This is a genomic window from Pseudomonas sp. URIL14HWK12:I6, from assembly GCF_000514195.1.
Lineage (GTDB): Bacteria > Pseudomonadota > Gammaproteobacteria > Pseudomonadales > Pseudomonadaceae > Aquipseudomonas > Aquipseudomonas putida_A.
This window is the reverse complement of the sequence record NZ_AZVL01000001.1, coordinates 699,484-715,173: the sequence shown is the minus strand read 5'-3', so window position 1 is coordinate 715,173 and position 15,690 is coordinate 699,484. Positions and strand designations below refer to the sequence as shown.

14 protein-coding genes are annotated in these 15,690 nt (G+C 61.0%); 6 read left to right on the top strand and 8 right to left on the bottom strand.

What is annotated here, in order from left to right; genetic code table 11:
• Positions 1 to 257: 257 nt before the first annotated feature.
• The 6 genes from H043_RS0103265 to bioB all read right to left on the bottom strand — a co-directional run bounded on the left by H043_RS0103265 (position 258) and on the right by bioB (position 5,263).
• Complete coding sequence (locus H043_RS0103265) at positions 258 to 554, bottom strand: hypothetical protein (protein WP_003228898.1); 297 nt, start codon at positions 552 to 554, stop codon at positions 258 to 260.
• A 109-nt stretch (positions 555 to 663) separates the two neighbouring features.
• A complete protein-coding gene (gene bioD, locus H043_RS0103260) occupies positions 664 to 1,344 on the bottom strand; it encodes a dethiobiotin synthase (RefSeq protein ID WP_027610693.1) in 681 nt (226 codons plus the stop codon).
• Positions 1,341 to 2,153 (bottom strand): malonyl-ACP O-methyltransferase BioC, encoded by an 813-nt coding sequence (gene bioC, locus H043_RS0103255; RefSeq protein ID WP_027610692.1) that lies wholly within the window; start codon positions 2,151 to 2,153, stop codon positions 1,341 to 1,343. Before bioC ends, bioD begins: the two co-directional genes overlap by 4 nt.
• Positions 2,146 to 2,877: an alpha/beta fold hydrolase gene (locus H043_RS0103250; RefSeq protein ID WP_027610691.1), complete on the bottom strand. Its 732-nt coding sequence runs from the start codon at positions 2,875 to 2,877 to the stop codon at positions 2,146 to 2,148. The genes bioC and H043_RS0103250 overlap by 8 nt, the downstream gene beginning before the upstream one ends.
• On the bottom strand, positions 2,870 to 4,048 hold the full coding sequence (bioF, locus tag H043_RS0103245; protein ID WP_027610690.1) for an 8-amino-7-oxononanoate synthase: 1,179 nt from the start codon (positions 4,046 to 4,048) through the stop codon (positions 2,870 to 2,872). The genes H043_RS0103250 and bioF overlap by 8 nt, the downstream gene beginning before the upstream one ends.
• Positions 4,049 to 4,207: 159 nt before the next feature.
• Positions 4,208 to 5,263 (bottom strand): biotin synthase BioB, encoded by a 1,056-nt coding sequence (gene bioB / locus H043_RS0103240; RefSeq protein ID WP_027610689.1) that lies wholly within the window; start codon positions 5,261 to 5,263, stop codon positions 4,208 to 4,210.
• 91 nt (positions 5,264 to 5,354) lie between these two features.
• Between bioB and H043_RS0103235 the strand changes: the two genes are divergently transcribed.
• The 5 genes from H043_RS0103235 (at position 5,355) to rarD (ending at position 11,278) form a co-directional block, all read left to right on the top strand.
• Positions 5,355 to 6,089 carry a ComF family protein gene (locus H043_RS0103235; protein ID WP_027610688.1) on the top strand — a complete coding sequence of 245 codons (735 nt, stop codon included), beginning with the start codon at positions 5,355 to 5,357 and terminating at the stop codon, positions 6,087 to 6,089.
• Between the two features lie 187 nt (positions 6,090 to 6,276).
• Positions 6,277 to 7,041, top strand: a complete 765-nt coding sequence (locus H043_RS0103230) for a TOBE domain-containing protein (protein WP_027610687.1) — start codon at positions 6,277 to 6,279, stop codon at positions 7,039 to 7,041.
• Between the two features lie 70 nt (positions 7,042 to 7,111).
• On the top strand, positions 7,112 to 9,013 hold the full coding sequence (locus tag H043_RS0103225; protein WP_027610686.1) for a PhoX family phosphatase: 1,902 nt from the start codon (positions 7,112 to 7,114) through the stop codon (positions 9,011 to 9,013).
• A gap of 209 nt (positions 9,014 to 9,222) precedes the next feature.
• Entirely contained in the window at positions 9,223 to 10,197 is a 975-nt protein-coding gene (locus H043_RS0103220) for a serine/threonine protein kinase (RefSeq protein WP_027610685.1), read from the top strand.
• 193 nt (positions 10,198 to 10,390) lie between these two features.
• Complete coding sequence (gene rarD, locus H043_RS0103215; protein ID WP_027610684.1) at positions 10,391 to 11,278, top strand: EamA family transporter RarD; 888 nt, start codon at positions 10,391 to 10,393, stop codon at positions 11,276 to 11,278.
• 223 nt (positions 11,279 to 11,501) lie between these two features.
• Here rarD and H043_RS0103210 read toward each other — a convergent pair whose 3' ends face one another.
• Positions 11,502 to 12,020: a glycine cleavage system protein R gene (locus H043_RS0103210; protein WP_027610683.1), complete on the bottom strand. Its 519-nt coding sequence runs from the start codon at positions 12,018 to 12,020 to the stop codon at positions 11,502 to 11,504.
• A 607-nt stretch (positions 12,021 to 12,627) separates the two neighbouring features.
• On the opposite strand from H043_RS0103210, the gene H043_RS0103205 reads away from it, so the two are divergent.
• A complete protein-coding gene (locus tag H043_RS0103205; RefSeq protein ID WP_027610682.1) occupies positions 12,628 to 14,805 on the top strand; it encodes a malate synthase G in 2,178 nt (725 codons plus the stop codon).
• Between the two features lie 198 nt (positions 14,806 to 15,003).
• On the opposite strand, the gene H043_RS0103200 is transcribed toward H043_RS0103205, so the two are convergent.
• Entirely contained in the window at positions 15,004 to 15,450 is a 447-nt protein-coding gene (locus tag H043_RS0103200; protein WP_027610681.1) for a response regulator, read from the bottom strand.
• Positions 15,451 to 15,690 lie beyond the last annotated feature (240 nt).

Genomic DNA, 15,690 nt, shown 5'->3' with positions numbered 1-15,690 from the left:
TGTAACCGGGAATGAACGACCGCGTTGATTTGTTGTGACGGTCAAACAGTTGTTTGAAACATACGTTTACGCCGAAATCTTGTCAAGCGTCGATCTTTTGCCGTTCGTCATGACTTTTTTCAAATGCCGGACACGGCAAACCGCCATGAACTGCAAAGCGTCACGGGCAATGAAAAAAGATTAGTTGAGGGAGAAGGACTTACAACGAAAAACGCCGCGACAAGACGCGGCGTTCGGCAGGCAGGAGGCGCGAAAAGTCAGGCAAACGTATCGATGATCGTACCGAGCATTTCATCGGAAGCCTTGGCGACCTTGGTGCCCAGCTCTACCTGAAACTTGCCCTGGGCCATTTCGGCCATGGCGCTGCCCGGATCCATTTGCTGACTGCGGTCGATACCGCGCAGACGATCGACCTGCGCTTCGGAAGACTGGCTGGTGACCGAACGCTCGATGGTGTTGTTAGCGATCTGGCTGGCCGCCTGATCGACACGGTTCTGACCGGTCTGAATCGTGCTCAAACCCGCATAAAAAGCTGTGTTACCGGAGATTTCCATGGGAGCTCTCATCCTTGGGAAGGATCAATGGTTGCCATTGAAGCAGAGGCGCCAGAAAAACACCCGTCAAAAATACTGATAGCACAGTGCCTTGTCATAGCCAAAAACATTAATCGAGCAGATCGAGTTGCAGATGATCAGCCACCGCCTCGGCGCTAAGCGACTTCAGTCTCGGTACCCGCCCCAGACACGGCGCTGGAAGCCGCTCGGCCAGCGTCGCCAGATTCTCTTCCAGACGCGAGGTTTTCGGATCGATGATATTGGCCACCCAACCGGCCAGTTGCAGGCCATCGCGGGCAATCGCCTCGGCCGTCAGCAGCGCATGACTGATACAGCCCAGGCGCACACCCACCACCAGAATCACCGGCAGCTTCAACGCGATGGCCAGATCCGACAGATTGTCCTGATCGGCCAACGGCACCCGCCAGCCACCCGCCCCTTCGATCAACGTGAAATCGGCATTCAGCGCCAGAATTTCGCGCATCGGCGCCAGCAACGATTGCACGGTCAGCGCGACGCCGGCCTCACGCGCTGCCAGATGCGGCGCGATGGCCGGCTCGAATGCCACCGGATTGACCTGTTGATAAGTCAGCGGCACCGAACACTCGGCGAGCAACGCCAGCGCATCGGCATTGCGCAAACCCTTGGGCGTTACCTCGCAACCCGAAGCCACCGGTTTCCCCGCCGCCGTACTCAGCCCTGCCGAGCGCGCAGCATGCAGCAACCCGGCAGCCACGGTGGTCTTGCCGACATCGGTGTCAGTCCCGGTGATGAAATAGGCTGCGCTCATAAGGGTTTCTCCAACACGGCGTAGACCACCTGGTAAGTCGCCGGCAATCCCTGTGCCTGACGGAACTGCTCGTAAGCCTCGACCAGACCGAGAATCCGCGCGCGTCCGGTCAAGCCACCCGGCCGACCGGGGTTCAGATTGTGCGCGCCGAGTGCCTTGAGTTCGTGAGTCAGGCTGCGCACATCCGGGTAGTGCAACACATGCGCCTGATTCTGCAGACTCACCGTACGCAAGCCACTGGCGGCACACAACTGCTCATACCGGGCGAATTCGCGGAAGCGGTTGACGTGCACCAGACCATCGACCTGCCGCCAACTGTCGCGCAACTCGTACAAGGTCCCTACACAAAGACTAGCAAACGCGAAAATCCCGCCGGGTCTCAGCACTCGAAAGGCTTCGCTGAGCACCGACTCGAAGTCCGCACACCACTGCACCGCGAGGCTGGAGAAGATCAGCTCGCACGTCGAATCCTGCAACGGCAGACGCTCCGCATCACCCGCGATGAAATGCTGCGCACCGCCCAATGGCCGTGCGTGATTGAGCATGCCCTCGGCGATATCCAGCGCCAGCCCCTGACCTTCGACATATCGCTCGGCCAATGCGCGAGTGAAATAGCCGGTGCCGCAGCCCAGATCCAGCCAGCGTGCCGGCACAAAACCCGCTGGCAAGCGCGCGAGCAACTGCGAACCGACGTCGCGCTGCAACTCGGCAACGCTGTCGTAGCTGGCCGCCGCACGGGAGAAAGAGGCCGCGACCTGGCGCTTGTCGGGCAAGCCGCCGGGCAGCGCAACAAGAGACAAATCAGTCATCACCGCGCTCGTGTAGAAATGCCTGGATCGCTCCCGCCACGCCATGGGGGTCTTCCAGAAGAAATGCATGACTGGCCTGTTCGATCAGACCAATTTCGATATCCGGCAACAGGGCGAACAACGCCCCCGCCGCTTCTGCCGGCACCAGGCCGTCCTGCCCGGCGAACAGGTGCAACTGCGGGCCGCGAAACGCCTGCAACGCTTCCCGGGTATCCAGCTGTGCGAGCAATTCCAGCCCGGCCATCAAGATCTCAGCCGCCGCATTCGGCGCACCGCCGAGCATCAGCCGCGACATGCCGCGCGGGTCCTGCGCGCCCTGAGCACACAACAACGAGAACCGTTTTAGGGTCATCCGCGGGTCGGTCTGGCAGCTGGCGAGAAATGCATCGAACGTCTCGCCCGGCATCGCACTCGGCCAATGCTCATGGGCGACAAATGAAGGATTGCTCGCCAGCGTCAGCAGACCGCAGCAACGCTCGCCGCGCCGTGCTGCCAGTTCAGAGGCAAGCATGCCGCCCAGCGACCAACCGCCCAGCCACACGTCTTGAGGAATACATTCATCGAGTTCGTCGAGCCAGTCCTGCAAGTCGCTGGAATCGAGCTCCGGCAACGGCTCGATCTCGACATGCAGATGCTCGTCGAGCCCTTGCAATGCCGCGGCCAAGGGCTCCAGCGGCGAAACGCCGAGGCCCCAGCCGGGCAGCAGAATCAGGCGATCACGCATGGCTTGGCTCCGACGACAGTTGGGCAAAGCAATCGGCCAGTCCTTCTAACAATAGCTGCACCTGCGCCTCGCTGTGAGCGGCGGTCAGGGTCACGCGCAGGCGTGCACTTCCTGCCGGGACGGTAGGCGGACGGATTGCCGTGACCATCAAACCGCGTTCGCGCAGCATCTGCGACAGGCGCACGGCTCGACCGGCGTCGCCGATCAGGATCGGCTGGATCGGGGTGAAGCTGTCCATCAGCTGCAGACCGATCTGCTCGGCCCCTCGACGAAATTGGCGGATCAGCAGGTTAAGGTGCTCACGTCGCCAATGCTCGCTGCGCAGTAATTCCAGACTTTTCAGCGTCGCACAGGCCAACGCCGGTGGCTGGCTGGTGGTGTAGATGTAGGGCCGGGCGAACTGGATCAGGCTTTCGATCAGCTCTTCGCTGCCGGCGACGAAAGCACCGGCGGTGCCGAACGCCTTGCCGAGGGTGCCAACCAGCACCGGCACATCGTCCTGACTCAAGCCGAAATGCTCGACGATCCCGCCGCCATTGGCACCGAGCGGGCCGAAGCCATGAGCATCATCAACCATCAGCCACGCGCCTTTGGCCTTGGCCTCACGCGCCAGCGCCGGCAGATCGGCAAGATCGCCGTCCATGCTGAACACGCCGTCGGTGACCACCAGCTTGTTGCCGGTGGCTTTCTCCAGGCGCTTGGCCAGGCTGTCGGCGTCGTTGTGCAGATAACGATTGAAACGCGCGCCGGACAACAGACCGGCATCCAGCAACGAGGCGTGATTGAGGCGGTCTTCCAACACCGTATCGCCCTGCCCCACCAATGCCGTGACCGCACCGAGGTTGGCCATGTAGCCAGTGGTGAACAGCAAAGCACGTGGCCGGCCAGTGAGATCGGCGAGGGCTTCTTCCAGGGCGTGATGCGGGCCGCTGTGGCCGATCACCAGATGCGACGCTCCGCCACCGACGCCCCAGCGCTCGGCACCGGCGCGCCAGGCTTCGATCACCTGCGGGTGATTGGCCAGTCCGAGGTAGTCGTTGTTACAGAACGCCAGCAACGGCTGGCCGTCGACCACCACTTCAGGCCCTTGCGGGGACTCGAGCAACGGACGCTGGCGGTAGAGATTTTCGGCACGGCGGGCAGCAAGGCGTGCGGCGAGATCGAAAGACATGCAGGCCTCGACTTTCAAGTGACACAGATTCCCTGTGGGAGCGGGCTTGCTCGCGAAGGCGGTCTGACATTCAACGGTAATGTCGACTGCACTGACGCTTTCGCGAGCAAGCCCGCTCCCACAGGGGTTTTGCATTCCTTCAGAGAAATCCGCGCAGGTTTAGACCGCCGCGTTATAGAACTGCTCGCTGCTCTTCTGCTCCACCAGCGCCTGCTCGATCGCGGCCTGATGCACTTCATCGGCATGCTCTTCGCGCGCTTCCGGTTGAATGCCCAGACGCGCGAACAGTTGCATGTCCTTGTCGGCCTGCGGGTTGGCGGTGGTCAGCAGTTTGTCGCCGTAGAAAATCGAGTTGGCACCGGCGAAGAACGCCAACGCCTGCATCTGCTCGTTCATCGCTTCGCGGCCGGCGGACAGGCGTACGTGGGATTGCGGCATGAGGATGCGCGCCACGGCGAGCATGCGGATGAAGTCGAACGGATCGACGTCATCGGCGTTTTCCAGCGGCGTGCCGGCGACCTTCACCAGCATGTTGATCGGCACCGACTCCGGATGCTCCGGCAGGTTGGCCAACTGGATCAGCAGGTTGGCGCGGTCGTCCAGCGACTCGCCCATGCCGAGAATGCCGCCGGAGCAGATCTTCATCCCCGACTCACGCACGTAGGCCAGCGTCTGCAAGCGTTCGCTGTAGGTGCGGGTGGTGATGATGCTGCCGTAGAACTCAGGCGAGGTGTCGAGGTTGTGGTTGTAGTAATCGAGGCCAGCCTTGGCCAGCGCCTCGGTCTGTTCCTGATCGAGACGACCGAGGGTCATGCAGGTTTCCAGGCCCATGGCCTTCACGCCTTCAACCATCTTCAGCACATACGGCATGTCTTTGGCCGACGGGTGCTTCCACGCGGCCCCCATGCAGAAACGGGTCGAGCCGATGGCCTTGGCGCGAGCAGCCTCTTCGAGGACTTTCTGCACTTCCATCAGCTTTTCTTTTTCCAGGCCGGTGTTGTAGTGACCGGACTGTGGGCAGTACTTGCAGTCTTCCGGGCAGGCGCCGGTCTTGATCGACAGCAGCGTGGAAACCTGCACGCGATTGGCGTTGAAATGTGCACGGTGCACCGTCTGCGCCTGGAACAGCAAGTCGTTGAATGGCTGTACGAAGAGCGCTTTGACTTCGGCTAAAGACCAGTCGTGACGCAGGGTGGCAGAGGTGCTGGCGCTCATGGGCAGTTCCTTGGTTATGCTTGGCTGGCGGCTGCGGGAACGGAATACCCACAGGCGCGACACGGATGTTCGGCATATTTAAGGAAGAGTCATGCGCTGTCAACCACGAGACGAAGCACAGGTTTACATCTGTTTAAAAAACATACAAAGCTGTTTGTTGTGCGATGAGCCCGCAGAAGCAGAAGTGCCAATCTGCGTCGCCTGCGAAACCGATCTGCCCTGGCTCGGCGACCACTGCCAGACCTGCGCCTTGCCGCTGCCCAGCGCTGGCCTGACCTGCGGCGGATGCCTGCTAGAGCCGCCGGCGTTCGAACAGGTGGTGGTGCCGTGGCGCTATGACTTCCCGGTGGACAGTCTGATTACGCGTTTTAAACACAACGCGAAATGGCCGTTTGGTCACTTGCTCGCCGACGTTGCCGGACAATACCTGCAACATCGCTTCGATGAAGGTTTGCCGCGACCCGATGTGTTGTTGCCGGTGCCACTGGCGAGCAAACGTCTGCGCCAACGCGGGTTCAATCAAGCGGCGATGCTCGGGCGATGGTTGAGCCAACAGCTGGATCTGCCTTTTGAGGAACATGCTCTACGGCGGGTCCACGACACCAGCGCCCAGCAGGATCTCGACGCCAAGGCGCGCAAGCGCAATTTGCGTCACGCCTTCGCTGTGGCCCCTGACGCCGAGGTGAAAGGTCGGCACTTCGCGTTGATTGATGATGTGCTGACCACCGGCGCCACGGCCCAGGCACTGGCGCGATTGTTGAGGGATGCGGGCGCTGCAAGAGTCGACGTCTATTGTCTGGCCCGCACGCCAAAACCCGGAAACTGAAACCGACACAATCCCTTGTAGGAGTGAGCCTGCTCGCGATAGCGCAATTACTGCCAACATTGATGCTGACTGTTCCACCGCCATCGCGAGCAGGCTCACTCCTACAAGAGCACTGTGTTTGGCTTGACTGATGCGTCGCAAGCCGCCAACTTCACTCTCCACCGCCACTGTGAAAAAGCACCCACCAATGTCCCTGCCCACCCTGCTCTCCCAGCACATCGTCCGCCGTCCGCAGCGCATCGCCCTGCTGCAACACATTGTCGAACAGGGCTCGATCACCCGCGCCGCAAAAAGCGCCGGGCTGAGTTACAAAGCGGCGTGGGATGCGATTGATGAGCTGAACAACCTGGCGCAGAAACCGCTGGTGGAACGTGCGGTCGGCGGCAAGGGCGGCGGCGGTGCCAGATTGTCCAGCGAAGGCGAACGGGTGTTGCGTCTGTACCAAAAGCTGCAAGCTTTACAGGCGCAGGTGCTGGAGGCCGCTGAGGACGCCAGCGATCTGGATCTGCTTGGGCGATTGATGCTCAGAACCAGCGCGCGCAACCAGTTGCACGGCAAAGTCGTGGCTATCGAGGGTCAGGGCCGCAACGACCTAATTCGCCTCGAACTGGCCGAAGGCCTGTGGATCAACGCGCAGATCACCCACGACAGCACCGTGCACCTGGAACTGCAACCGGGCACCGAAGTGGTGGCCTTGATCAAGGCTGGCTGGCTTGAACTACTGCCCCCGGAGCAAGTTGCAACATCTGGACACAATCTTCTGAGCGGCACTATCGAAGCCATTCTCGATGCCGAAGACGGCCCCAGCGAAGTGCGCATCGCCCTGCCCAACGGCCAGACGCTCTGCGCTCTGGCGGAGCCGCTGCAGCTTCGCACCCGCGGGCTGAGTGTCGAGCAACCGGTGCAGGTGCAGTTCTCGCCGTCCAATGTGCTGATCGGCACGCCGCTGTAATAAGGCGCTGCAACGAAAGCGTAATCGACGCTCATTAAGGTGGCTGCCAAAACCAAGCAGGGAGCCTGATGTGAGCCTATTAGAAGAAAACCAATCCACAGATCTGGAAAAGATGGTCGGCCTCAGCCGTCGCGGTTTCATCAGCGCCGGTGCGCTGTGCGGCGCCGCCATGTTCCTCGGCGGCAACCTGCTGAGCCGCAGCGCGCTGGCCACCGGCATCAGCGCCGGCAACAGCCGCCTGCTCGGTTTCGAGAGCATTCCCGCCGCGACCACCGATGTCATCAGCCTGCCCAAGGGCTACAAGTCCTCTGTGCTGATCAGTTGGGGTCAGCCGCTGCACAAGAACGGCCCGGCGTTCGATCCGAGCGGCAATGGCACCGCCGCCGCCCAGGAAGTGCAGTTCGGCGACAACAACGACGGCATGAGCCTGTTCGAATTCCCCGACGACCGAAACCGTGCGTTGATGGCGATCAACAACGAATACACCAATTATCGCTACCTCTACCCGCACGGCGGCATGCCGCAATCGGCCGAAGACGTGCGCAAGGCGCTGGCCTGTGAAGGCGTGTCGGTGATCGAAGTGCAGCGCAGGAACGGCCAATGGCAGTTCGTCCAGGGCTCGCGCTACAACCGCCGCATCCACGGCAACTCGCCGCTGCGCATCAGCGGCCCGGCGGCTGGTCACGAGCTGATGAAGACGGCCGCCGACAAGCACGGCAAGAGAGTCCTCGGCACCTTCCAGAACTGCGCCAACGGCAAGACACCGTGGGGCACCTATCTGACCTGCGAAGAAAACTTCACCGATTGCTTTGGCAGCAGCAACGCCCAGCAGCAGTTCGACCCGGCGCAAAAGCGCTACGGCGTGTCGGCCGCCAGCCGCGAGATCAACTGGCACCCGTTCGACCCGCGCTTCGACATGGCCAAGAACCCCAACGAACTCAACCGTCACGGCTGGGTGGTCGAGATCGATCCGTTCGATCCGCAATCGACCCCGGTCAAGCGCACCGCCCTCGGCCGCTTCAAGCATGAAAACGCCGCACTGGCCGAGACCGATGACGGTCGCGCCGTGGTGTACATGGGCGACGACGAGCGTGGCGAGTTCATCTACAAGTTTGTCAGTCGCGACCGCATCAACCATCGCAATGCGAAAGCCAACCGCGACATCCTCGACCACGGCACGCTGTATGTGGCCAGGTTCGACGCCGGCGACGGCAACCCGGATCACCCGAAAGGCCAGGGCCAGTGGATCGAACTGACCCACGGCAAGAACGGCATCGACGCCAGCAGCGGTTTCGCCGATCAGGCCGAAGTGCTGATCCACGCCCGCCTCGCCGCCAGTGTGGTCGGCGCCACGCGCATGGACCGCCCGGAATGGATCGTGGTCAGCCCGAAGGACGGCCAGGTTTATTGCACCCTGACCAACAACGCCAAGCGCGGCGAAGACGGGCAGCCGGTGGGCGGGCCGAACCCGCGCGCGAAGAACGTCTACGGACAGATCCTGCGCTGGCGCACCGACCGCGACGATCATGCGGCGAAAACCTTCGCCTGGGACCTGTTTGTGGTCGCCGGCAACCCGGGTGTACACGCCGGCACGCCGAAGGGCGGCTCGTCGAACATCACCCCGCAGAACATGTTCAACAGCCCGGACGGTTTGGGCTTCGACAAGGCCGGGCGCTTGTGGATTCTCACAGATGGCGATTCGAGCAACGCCGGGGACTTTGCCGGGATGGGCAACAACCAGATGCTCTGCGCCGATCCGAAGACCGGCGAAATTCGCCGGTTCATGGTCGGGCCGATTGGTTGCGAAGTCACCGGGATCAGCTTCTCGCCGGATCAGAAAACCCTGTTTGTCGGGATTCAACATCCAGGCGAAAACGGTGGTTCGACCTTCCCCGAGCATCTGCCGAATGGCAAGCCGCGCTCATCGGTGATGGCGATTACCCGTGAGGATGGCGGGATCATCGGCGCCTGATAAATCGCTTTCGCGAGCAGGCTCGCTCCCACATTGGATCGGCTGAGTGCATGAGATGGTCGGCACACCGGATATCCACTGTGGGAGGGGGCTTGCTCCCGAAGAGGCCCTTCCAGGCAGCCCACTATTCAAGGCAAAACCCTCAACTCCCACAGTCTGCGCTACCATGCTGGGCCGGACGCGGCAGCCTGCTGCGCGCAGGAGTCAGCATGGCCCACCCGTTTGAAACCCTCACACCCGATCTCGTACTCGATGCCGTCGAAAGCATCGGGTTTCTCAGTGATGCGCGCATTCTCGCGCTCAACAGCTACGAGAACCGCGTCTATCAGGTCGGCATCGAAGACTCCGAACCGCTGATCGCCAAGTTCTACCGTCCGCAACGCTGGACCAACGAAGCCATCCTCGAAGAACACCAGTTCACCTTCGAACTGGCCGACGTCGAAATCCCGGTGGTGGCGCCGCTGATCCACAACGGCCAGACCCTGCACGAACACGCCGGTTTCCGTTTCACCCTGTTTCCGCGTCGCGGCGGCCGTGCGCCGGAGCCGGGCAATCTCGATCAGTTGTATCGTCTCGGCCAGTTGCTCGGGCGTATTCATGCGGTCGGCGCGACCAAGCCGTTCGAACACCGTGAAGCACTGGGCGTACAGAACTTCGGCCATGCCTCGCTGGCGACGTTGCTTGAAGGCAACTTCATCCCCAAGAGCCTGCTGCCGGCCTACGAGTCAGTGGCCCGCGACCTGCTCAAGCGGGTCGAAGACGTCTACGCCGCCACGCCGCACCAGAACATCCGCATGCATGGCGACTGTCACCCCGGCAACATGATGTGCCGCGATGAAATGTTCCACATTGTCGACCTCGACGACTGCCGCATGGGCCCGGCCGTGCAGGACATCTGGATGATGCTCGCCGGCGACCGTCAGGAATGCCTCGGGCAACTGTCGGAACTGATGGACGGCTACAACGAATTCCACGACTTCGACCCCCGCGAACTGGCGCTGATCGAACCGCTGCGCGCCCTGCGCCTGATGCACTACAGCGCCTGGCTGGCGCGGCGCTGGGACGACCCGGCATTCCCGCACAGTTTTCCGTGGTTTGGTACGGAACGGTATTGGGGTGATCAGGTGCTGGCGCTGCGTGAACAGCTGTCCGCGCTGAATGAGGAGCCACTGAAACTCTTCTGATTCACCACAAACCTTTGTGGGAGGGGGCTTGCTCCCGAAGGCGGTGTGTCAGGCAATTATTCTGCTGCTGATACACCGCATTCGCGAGCAAGCCCGCTCCCACATTTGGCCAGTGTTCACAAATTCAAAACTCATTCGCCACCAAATCTCCTTACAATCCCTGCTTTGTCAGCTGCCTAAGCAAGGATTCTGCATGCAAGCCGCCAACCCGCGTCGCGGGTACATTCTGGGCCTGAGCGCCTACATCATCTGGGGCCTGTTCCCGATCTACTTCAAAGCCATCGCCGAAGTCCCCGCTGTCGAGATCATCATTCACCGCGTGTTGTGGTCGGCACTGTTCGGCGCACTGTTGCTGATGGTGTGGAAGCATCCGGGCTGGTTGCGCGAGTTGCTCGACAACCCCAAGCGTCTGGCGATCCTCGCCCTGAGCGGCACCCTGATCGCGGCCAACTGGCTGACATACGTATGGTCGGTGAACAACGGGCGCATGCTCGAAGCGAGCCTCGGTTACTACATCAACCCGCTGGTCAACGTGCTGTTGGGGATGCTGATTCTCGGCGAACGCCTGCGGCGCATGCAGTGGATTGCGGTGGGGCTGGCAGCCATCGGCGTGGCGCAGCAGGTGTGGCAGGTCGGCAGTCTGCCGTGGGTGTCGCTGGTGCTGGCGCTGACCTTCGGTTTTTACGGTCTGATCCGCAAACAGGCGCCGGTCAAGGCCTTGCCGGGGCTGGTGGTGGAAACCTGGATGCTGGTGCCGATCGCTGTGGCCTGGCTTCTGTTTAACCAGACCGCCACCAGCGCACAACCGGAGTTCTGGACCACCTCGCAAGCCTGGTGGCTGGTCGCGGCGGGGCCGGTGACGCTCATCCCGCTGGTATGCTTCAACGCCGCTACCCGTCATCTGCCCTACACCACCATCGGTTTCCTCCAGTACACCGCGCCAACCCTGGTGCTGCTGCAGGCGGTGCTGCTGTTTGGTGAACACCTGTCGTCGAGTACGCTGATCGCGTTCATCTTCATCTGGGCCGGTCTGGCCGTTTATAGCGTCGATGCAGTGATCAGTTTGCGTCGGCGCAGCTGATCAAAAAACGCACAAAGCTTCGCAGGCCACGGTTCTCGTGGCCTGCGACATTCCTTCCCAAGGTTATCCACAGCGTGATCCCCGCCGTTTGTGCGCAAGTCACTGAATGCTGGCGGTTTTTTGATCAGCATGCTGCAAGCCACGGCCGACGTGGCGTTGCGCCCGGTCTCTACAGGTTATCCACAGGCAGGTGCACGTTAAAACTGGATAACCCTGGCGGCGCTTAAACGTCTGTGCGTAACACCAGTTCGACCATCAGATCATCGGCCAGAGTTTCCAGGCGCGATTGCAGCACATCCAGCGACAGGGTCAGCGGCACCGCCAGAATCGCTTCGGCGTGAAACAACGGCTCGCTGCTCATCGGTGCCGGGCGCACTTCGGTCACCAGCCGTTCGAGGTTCACCCCCTGCTCGCTGAGCAACCGGGTGATGTCGCGCACGATGCCCGGTCGGTCATTGCCGACCAACTCCATGGCGATCGGTTTCCAGGTGCAGGACTGCTCGATACTGCTTTCGGCAATCAGTACGCGAATGCCTTGGGCCGACAGTGCTTGTAAGGAATCGACTAATTCGTCGTAAGCCTCCGCCGGTACGCCCACCCGCAGAATCCCGGCGAACTGCCCGGCCATCCGTGACATGCGGCTTTCCAGCCAGTTGCCGCCGTGCTCGGCGATGCATTGGGCGATGCGCTCGACCTGCCCGGGCTTGTCCGGGGCAAACACAGTGAGTACGAGATGGTCCATGGCGCCGCCCTCTTGTCATGACTTTTGTTATAGAAAGGCAAGTATAGGCAAGCACCGACATTCAGCCGCCATGCTCAAGTGAACAACACTTGTGGCGAGGGAGCTTGCTCCCGCTGGCGGCCGCAGGACGCCCTCTTCAGTCAGTAATATCTTTCGCGGATGCTTCGCACCCGAGCGGGAGCAAGCTCCCTCGCCACAAACGCGGGCTCATCGAAGCTGAATGGAAGCCACACAGTATTTATGTGTACAACTTTTTATATTTAGCTGGAACAATCCGATGGTTTTTTGAGAACATCCCGTTCCGCGACGTGACCGCAATGCGTCATGAGGTCGCAGAACGACGTTATTAGTCTGATTTTCACAAGCGCAACGCATCATGTAGTATGCCTCGGCGCGCACTACATAACGCTGGATCGATGTCTGCCCAAGGCATGTTCGCAACCCTGAAAGCCCCGTCAGCAAGGCCCCCAAGCCGTTGATTGGTCCCAGCCCAGCCGCCAGCAATGGCATGTACTGGTCGGAAGGTTTGTGGTTTAAATGGCCAGAGGCTTCATTGTCAAAATTGAAGAGCTGAAAAGCGAAATAGCTGAGCAGAGTGAGGCAAGCAATGACTGAACACGTTCAAGTCGGTGGCCTGCAGGTCGCCAAAGTCCTGTTCGACTTCGTGAACAACGAAGCCATTCCCGGTACCGGCCTCACCGCCGAAAAATTCTGGGAAGGTGCCGACAAGGTCATTCATGACCTGGCGCCGAAGAACAAAGCCCTACTCGCCAAACGCGATGACTTCCAGGCTCGTCTTGATGCCTGGCATCAGGAGCGTGCTGGTCAGGCGCACGACGCCGTGGCCTACAAAGCCTTCCTGCAAGAAATCGGTTATCTGCTGCCAGAAGCGGCTGATTTCCAGGCAACGACGCAAAATGTCGATGATGAAATCGCCCGTACCGCCGGCCCGCAACTCGTGGTGCCGGTGATGAACGCCCGCTTCGCCCTCAATGCCTCGAACGCCCGCTGGGGTTCGCTGTACGACGCCCTCTACGGCACCGACGCGATCAGCGAAGACGGTGGCGCGGAAAAAGGCAAAGGCTACAACAAGGTGCGTGGCGACAAAGTCATCGCCTTCGCCCGTGCGTTCCTCGACGAAGCGGCGCCCCTGGCCGCTGGCTCCCACGTCGATTCGACGGCTTACAAGATCGTTGACGGCAAACTGCTGGTCACCCTCAAGGGCGGCAGCAACACCGGCCTGCGTGACGATGCTCAACTGATCGGCTTCCAGGGCCCGGCAGACGCGCCGATCGCGATCCTGCTGAAGAACCACGGTCTGCATTTCGAAATCCAGATCGACGCCAGCACCCCGGTCGGCCAGACCGACGCCGCCGGCGTCAAAGACATCCTGATGGAAGCGGCACTGACCACCATCATGGACTGCGAAGACTCCGTGGCTGCCGTCGATGCCGACGACAAAGTGGTGATCTACCGCAACTGGCTCGGCCTGATGAAGGGCGACCTGTCCGAAGAAGTCGCCAAGGGCGGCCAGACCTTCACCCGCACCATGAATCCGGATCGCACCTACACCAAGGTCGATGGCAGTGAACTGACCCTGCACGGTCGCTCGCTGCTGTTCGTGCGTAACGTCGGTCACCTGATGACCATCGACGCGATCCTGGACAAGGACGGCAACGAAGTGCCGGAAGGCATACTCGACGGTCTGGTGACGTGCCTCGCGGCGATGCACAACCTCAACGGCAACACCTCGCGCAAGAACACCCGCACCGGCTCGGTCTACATCGTCAAACCGAAGATGCACGGCCCGGAAGAAGCGGCGTTCACCAACGAGTTGTTCGGTCGCATCGAAGATGTGCTGGGCCTCAAGCGCAACACCCTGAAAGTCGGGATCATGGACGAGGAGCGCCGCACCACGGTCAACCTCAAAGCCTGCATCAAGGCTGCCAGCGAGCGCGTGGTGTTCATCAACACCGGTTTCCTCGACCGTACCGGCGACGAAATCCACACCTCCATGGAAGCTGGCCCGATGGTGCGCAAGGCCGACATGAAGGCCGAGAAGTGGATCGGCGCCTACGAGAACTGGAACGTCGATATCGGTCTGAGCACCGGCCTGCAAGGTCGTGCACAAATCGGTAAAGGCATGTGGGCGATGCCCGACCTGATGGCGGCGATGCTCGAACAGAAAATCGCGCACCCGCTGGCCGGTGCCAACACCGCCTGGGTACCGTCGCCGACCGCCGCTGCGCTGCACGCGCTGCACTACCACAAGGTCGACGTGTTCGCCCGTCAGGCCGAACTGGCCAAGCGTGCCCGTGCTTCGGTAGACGACATCCTGACCATTCCGCTGGCGGTCAACCCGAGCTGGACCCCGGAGCAGATCAAGAACGAACTGGACAACAACGCCCAGGGCATTCTCGGTTACGTGGTGCGCTGGATCGACCAGGGCGTGGGTTGCTCCAAGGTGCCGGACATCAATGACGTCGGCCTGATGGAAGACCGTGCAACGCTGCGCATCTCCAGCCAGCACATCGCCAACTGGCTGCGCCACGGTATCGTCACCGAAGCGCAAGTGATGGAAAGCCTCAAGCGCATGGCGCCAGTGGTTGACCGTCAGAACGCCAACGACCCGCTGTACCGTCCGCTGGCACCGAACTTCGACAGCAACATCGCCTTCCAGGCGGCGGTCGAACTGGTGATCGAAGGCACCAAACAGCCGAACGGCTACACCGAGCCGGTACTGCACCGTCGTCGTCGCGAGTTCAAGAAGGCCAACGGCCTGTAAGTTTGCGCTGATGTGAAAAAGCCCTGATCGAGAGATCAGGGCTTTTTTGTTGGCCGATAAAAATCTCCGGACCACTGGAAATCCCTTGTGGGAGCGGGCTTGCTCGCGAAGACGGACTCACATTCAACATTAATTTCGACAGAAAGGACGCATTCGCGAGCAAGCCCGCTCCCACAGGGGGGCAGTGTTGCCTGAGAGTCAGGGCTCGATGCCTAACTCGTGTTTGACCAGGCCCAGCAACTTCACCGTATCAATCGGCTTGAGCAGAAAGTCCACCACGCTCAGGTGCATCGCGGCGATGGCGTCCTTCACATCGGCATCGCCGGAAACAATGATGATCGGCAACGCCGCCCGCACCGATTCGCGTACCTGGCGGATCAAGTCCAGGCCATCGACGTTGCCCATGCGCAGATCCGTGATCACCAGGCCAATCGAGGGTTTTTCCGCGAGCATCTTCAGTGCGGCTTCACCGCTGGCCGCAGTCATGCAACGAATACCGTCCAACGCGAGAATCTCCGACAACAGCTCCCGGGCGTCCTTGTCGTCATCGACGATCAGTACACGTTGCGGCGGCAAGTCGGGTTCGAGCATTACAGCGCTGAGCGCTTCACGCTCGGCGTCGCTCAAAATATCGTGGTCGGACATGGCATTCTCTACGTTTTCAATTCAGTCACCTGGCACAGTCGTCAGACATCGCTAAGCAGAGCTTCAATGTGCACTTCGTCGGATTTTTTTCCAAGTGGCTGGCGGAGGAATTTCCGACTGTTTTTGTAGGGCACTTCCTAAATGTGCCGAGCGGCAGCCCAAACCTAGACTTACGTCCAATGGGCACCCCGCGCGCAGGGGCCGACCATGGCTGCAACGATCCGACAACAACAATTCGAA

Bases quoted from the DNA above. Each gene is read 5' to 3' on its own strand.
- H043_RS0103265 (WP_003228898.1), bottom strand. From the start codon at position 554: ATGGAAATCTCCGGTAACACAGCTTTTTATGCGGGTTTGAGCACGATT.
- bioD (WP_027610693.1), bottom strand. From the start codon at position 1,344: ATGAGCGCAGCCTATTTCATCACCGGGACTGACACCGATGTCGGCAAG.
- bioC (WP_027610692.1), bottom strand. From the start codon at position 2,153: ATGACTGATTTGTCTCTTGTTGCGCTGCCCGGCGGCTTGCCCGACAAG.
- H043_RS0103250 (WP_027610691.1), bottom strand. From the start codon at position 2,877: ATGCGTGATCGCCTGATTCTGCTGCCCGGCTGGGGCCTCGGCGTTTCG.
- bioF (WP_027610690.1), bottom strand. From the start codon at position 4,048: ATGTCTTTCGATCTCGCCGCACGCCTTGCTGCCCGCCGTGCCGAAAAT.
- bioB (WP_027610689.1), bottom strand. From the start codon at position 5,263: ATGAGCGCCAGCACCTCTGCCACCCTGCGTCACGACTGGTCTTTAGCC.
- H043_RS0103235 (WP_027610688.1), top strand. From the start codon at position 5,355: ATGCGCTGTCAACCACGAGACGAAGCACAGGTTTACATCTGTTTAAAA.
- H043_RS0103230 (WP_027610687.1), top strand. From the start codon at position 6,277: ATGTCCCTGCCCACCCTGCTCTCCCAGCACATCGTCCGCCGTCCGCAG.
- H043_RS0103220 (WP_027610685.1), top strand. From the start codon at position 9,223: ATGGCCCACCCGTTTGAAACCCTCACACCCGATCTCGTACTCGATGCC.
- rarD (WP_027610684.1), top strand. From the start codon at position 10,391: ATGCAAGCCGCCAACCCGCGTCGCGGGTACATTCTGGGCCTGAGCGCC.
- H043_RS0103210 (WP_027610683.1), bottom strand. From the start codon at position 12,020: ATGGACCATCTCGTACTCACTGTGTTTGCCCCGGACAAGCCCGGGCAG.
- H043_RS0103205 (WP_027610682.1), top strand. From the start codon at position 12,628: ATGACTGAACACGTTCAAGTCGGTGGCCTGCAGGTCGCCAAAGTCCTG.
- H043_RS0103200 (WP_027610681.1), bottom strand. From the start codon at position 15,450: ATGTCCGACCACGATATTTTGAGCGACGCCGAGCGTGAAGCGCTCAGC.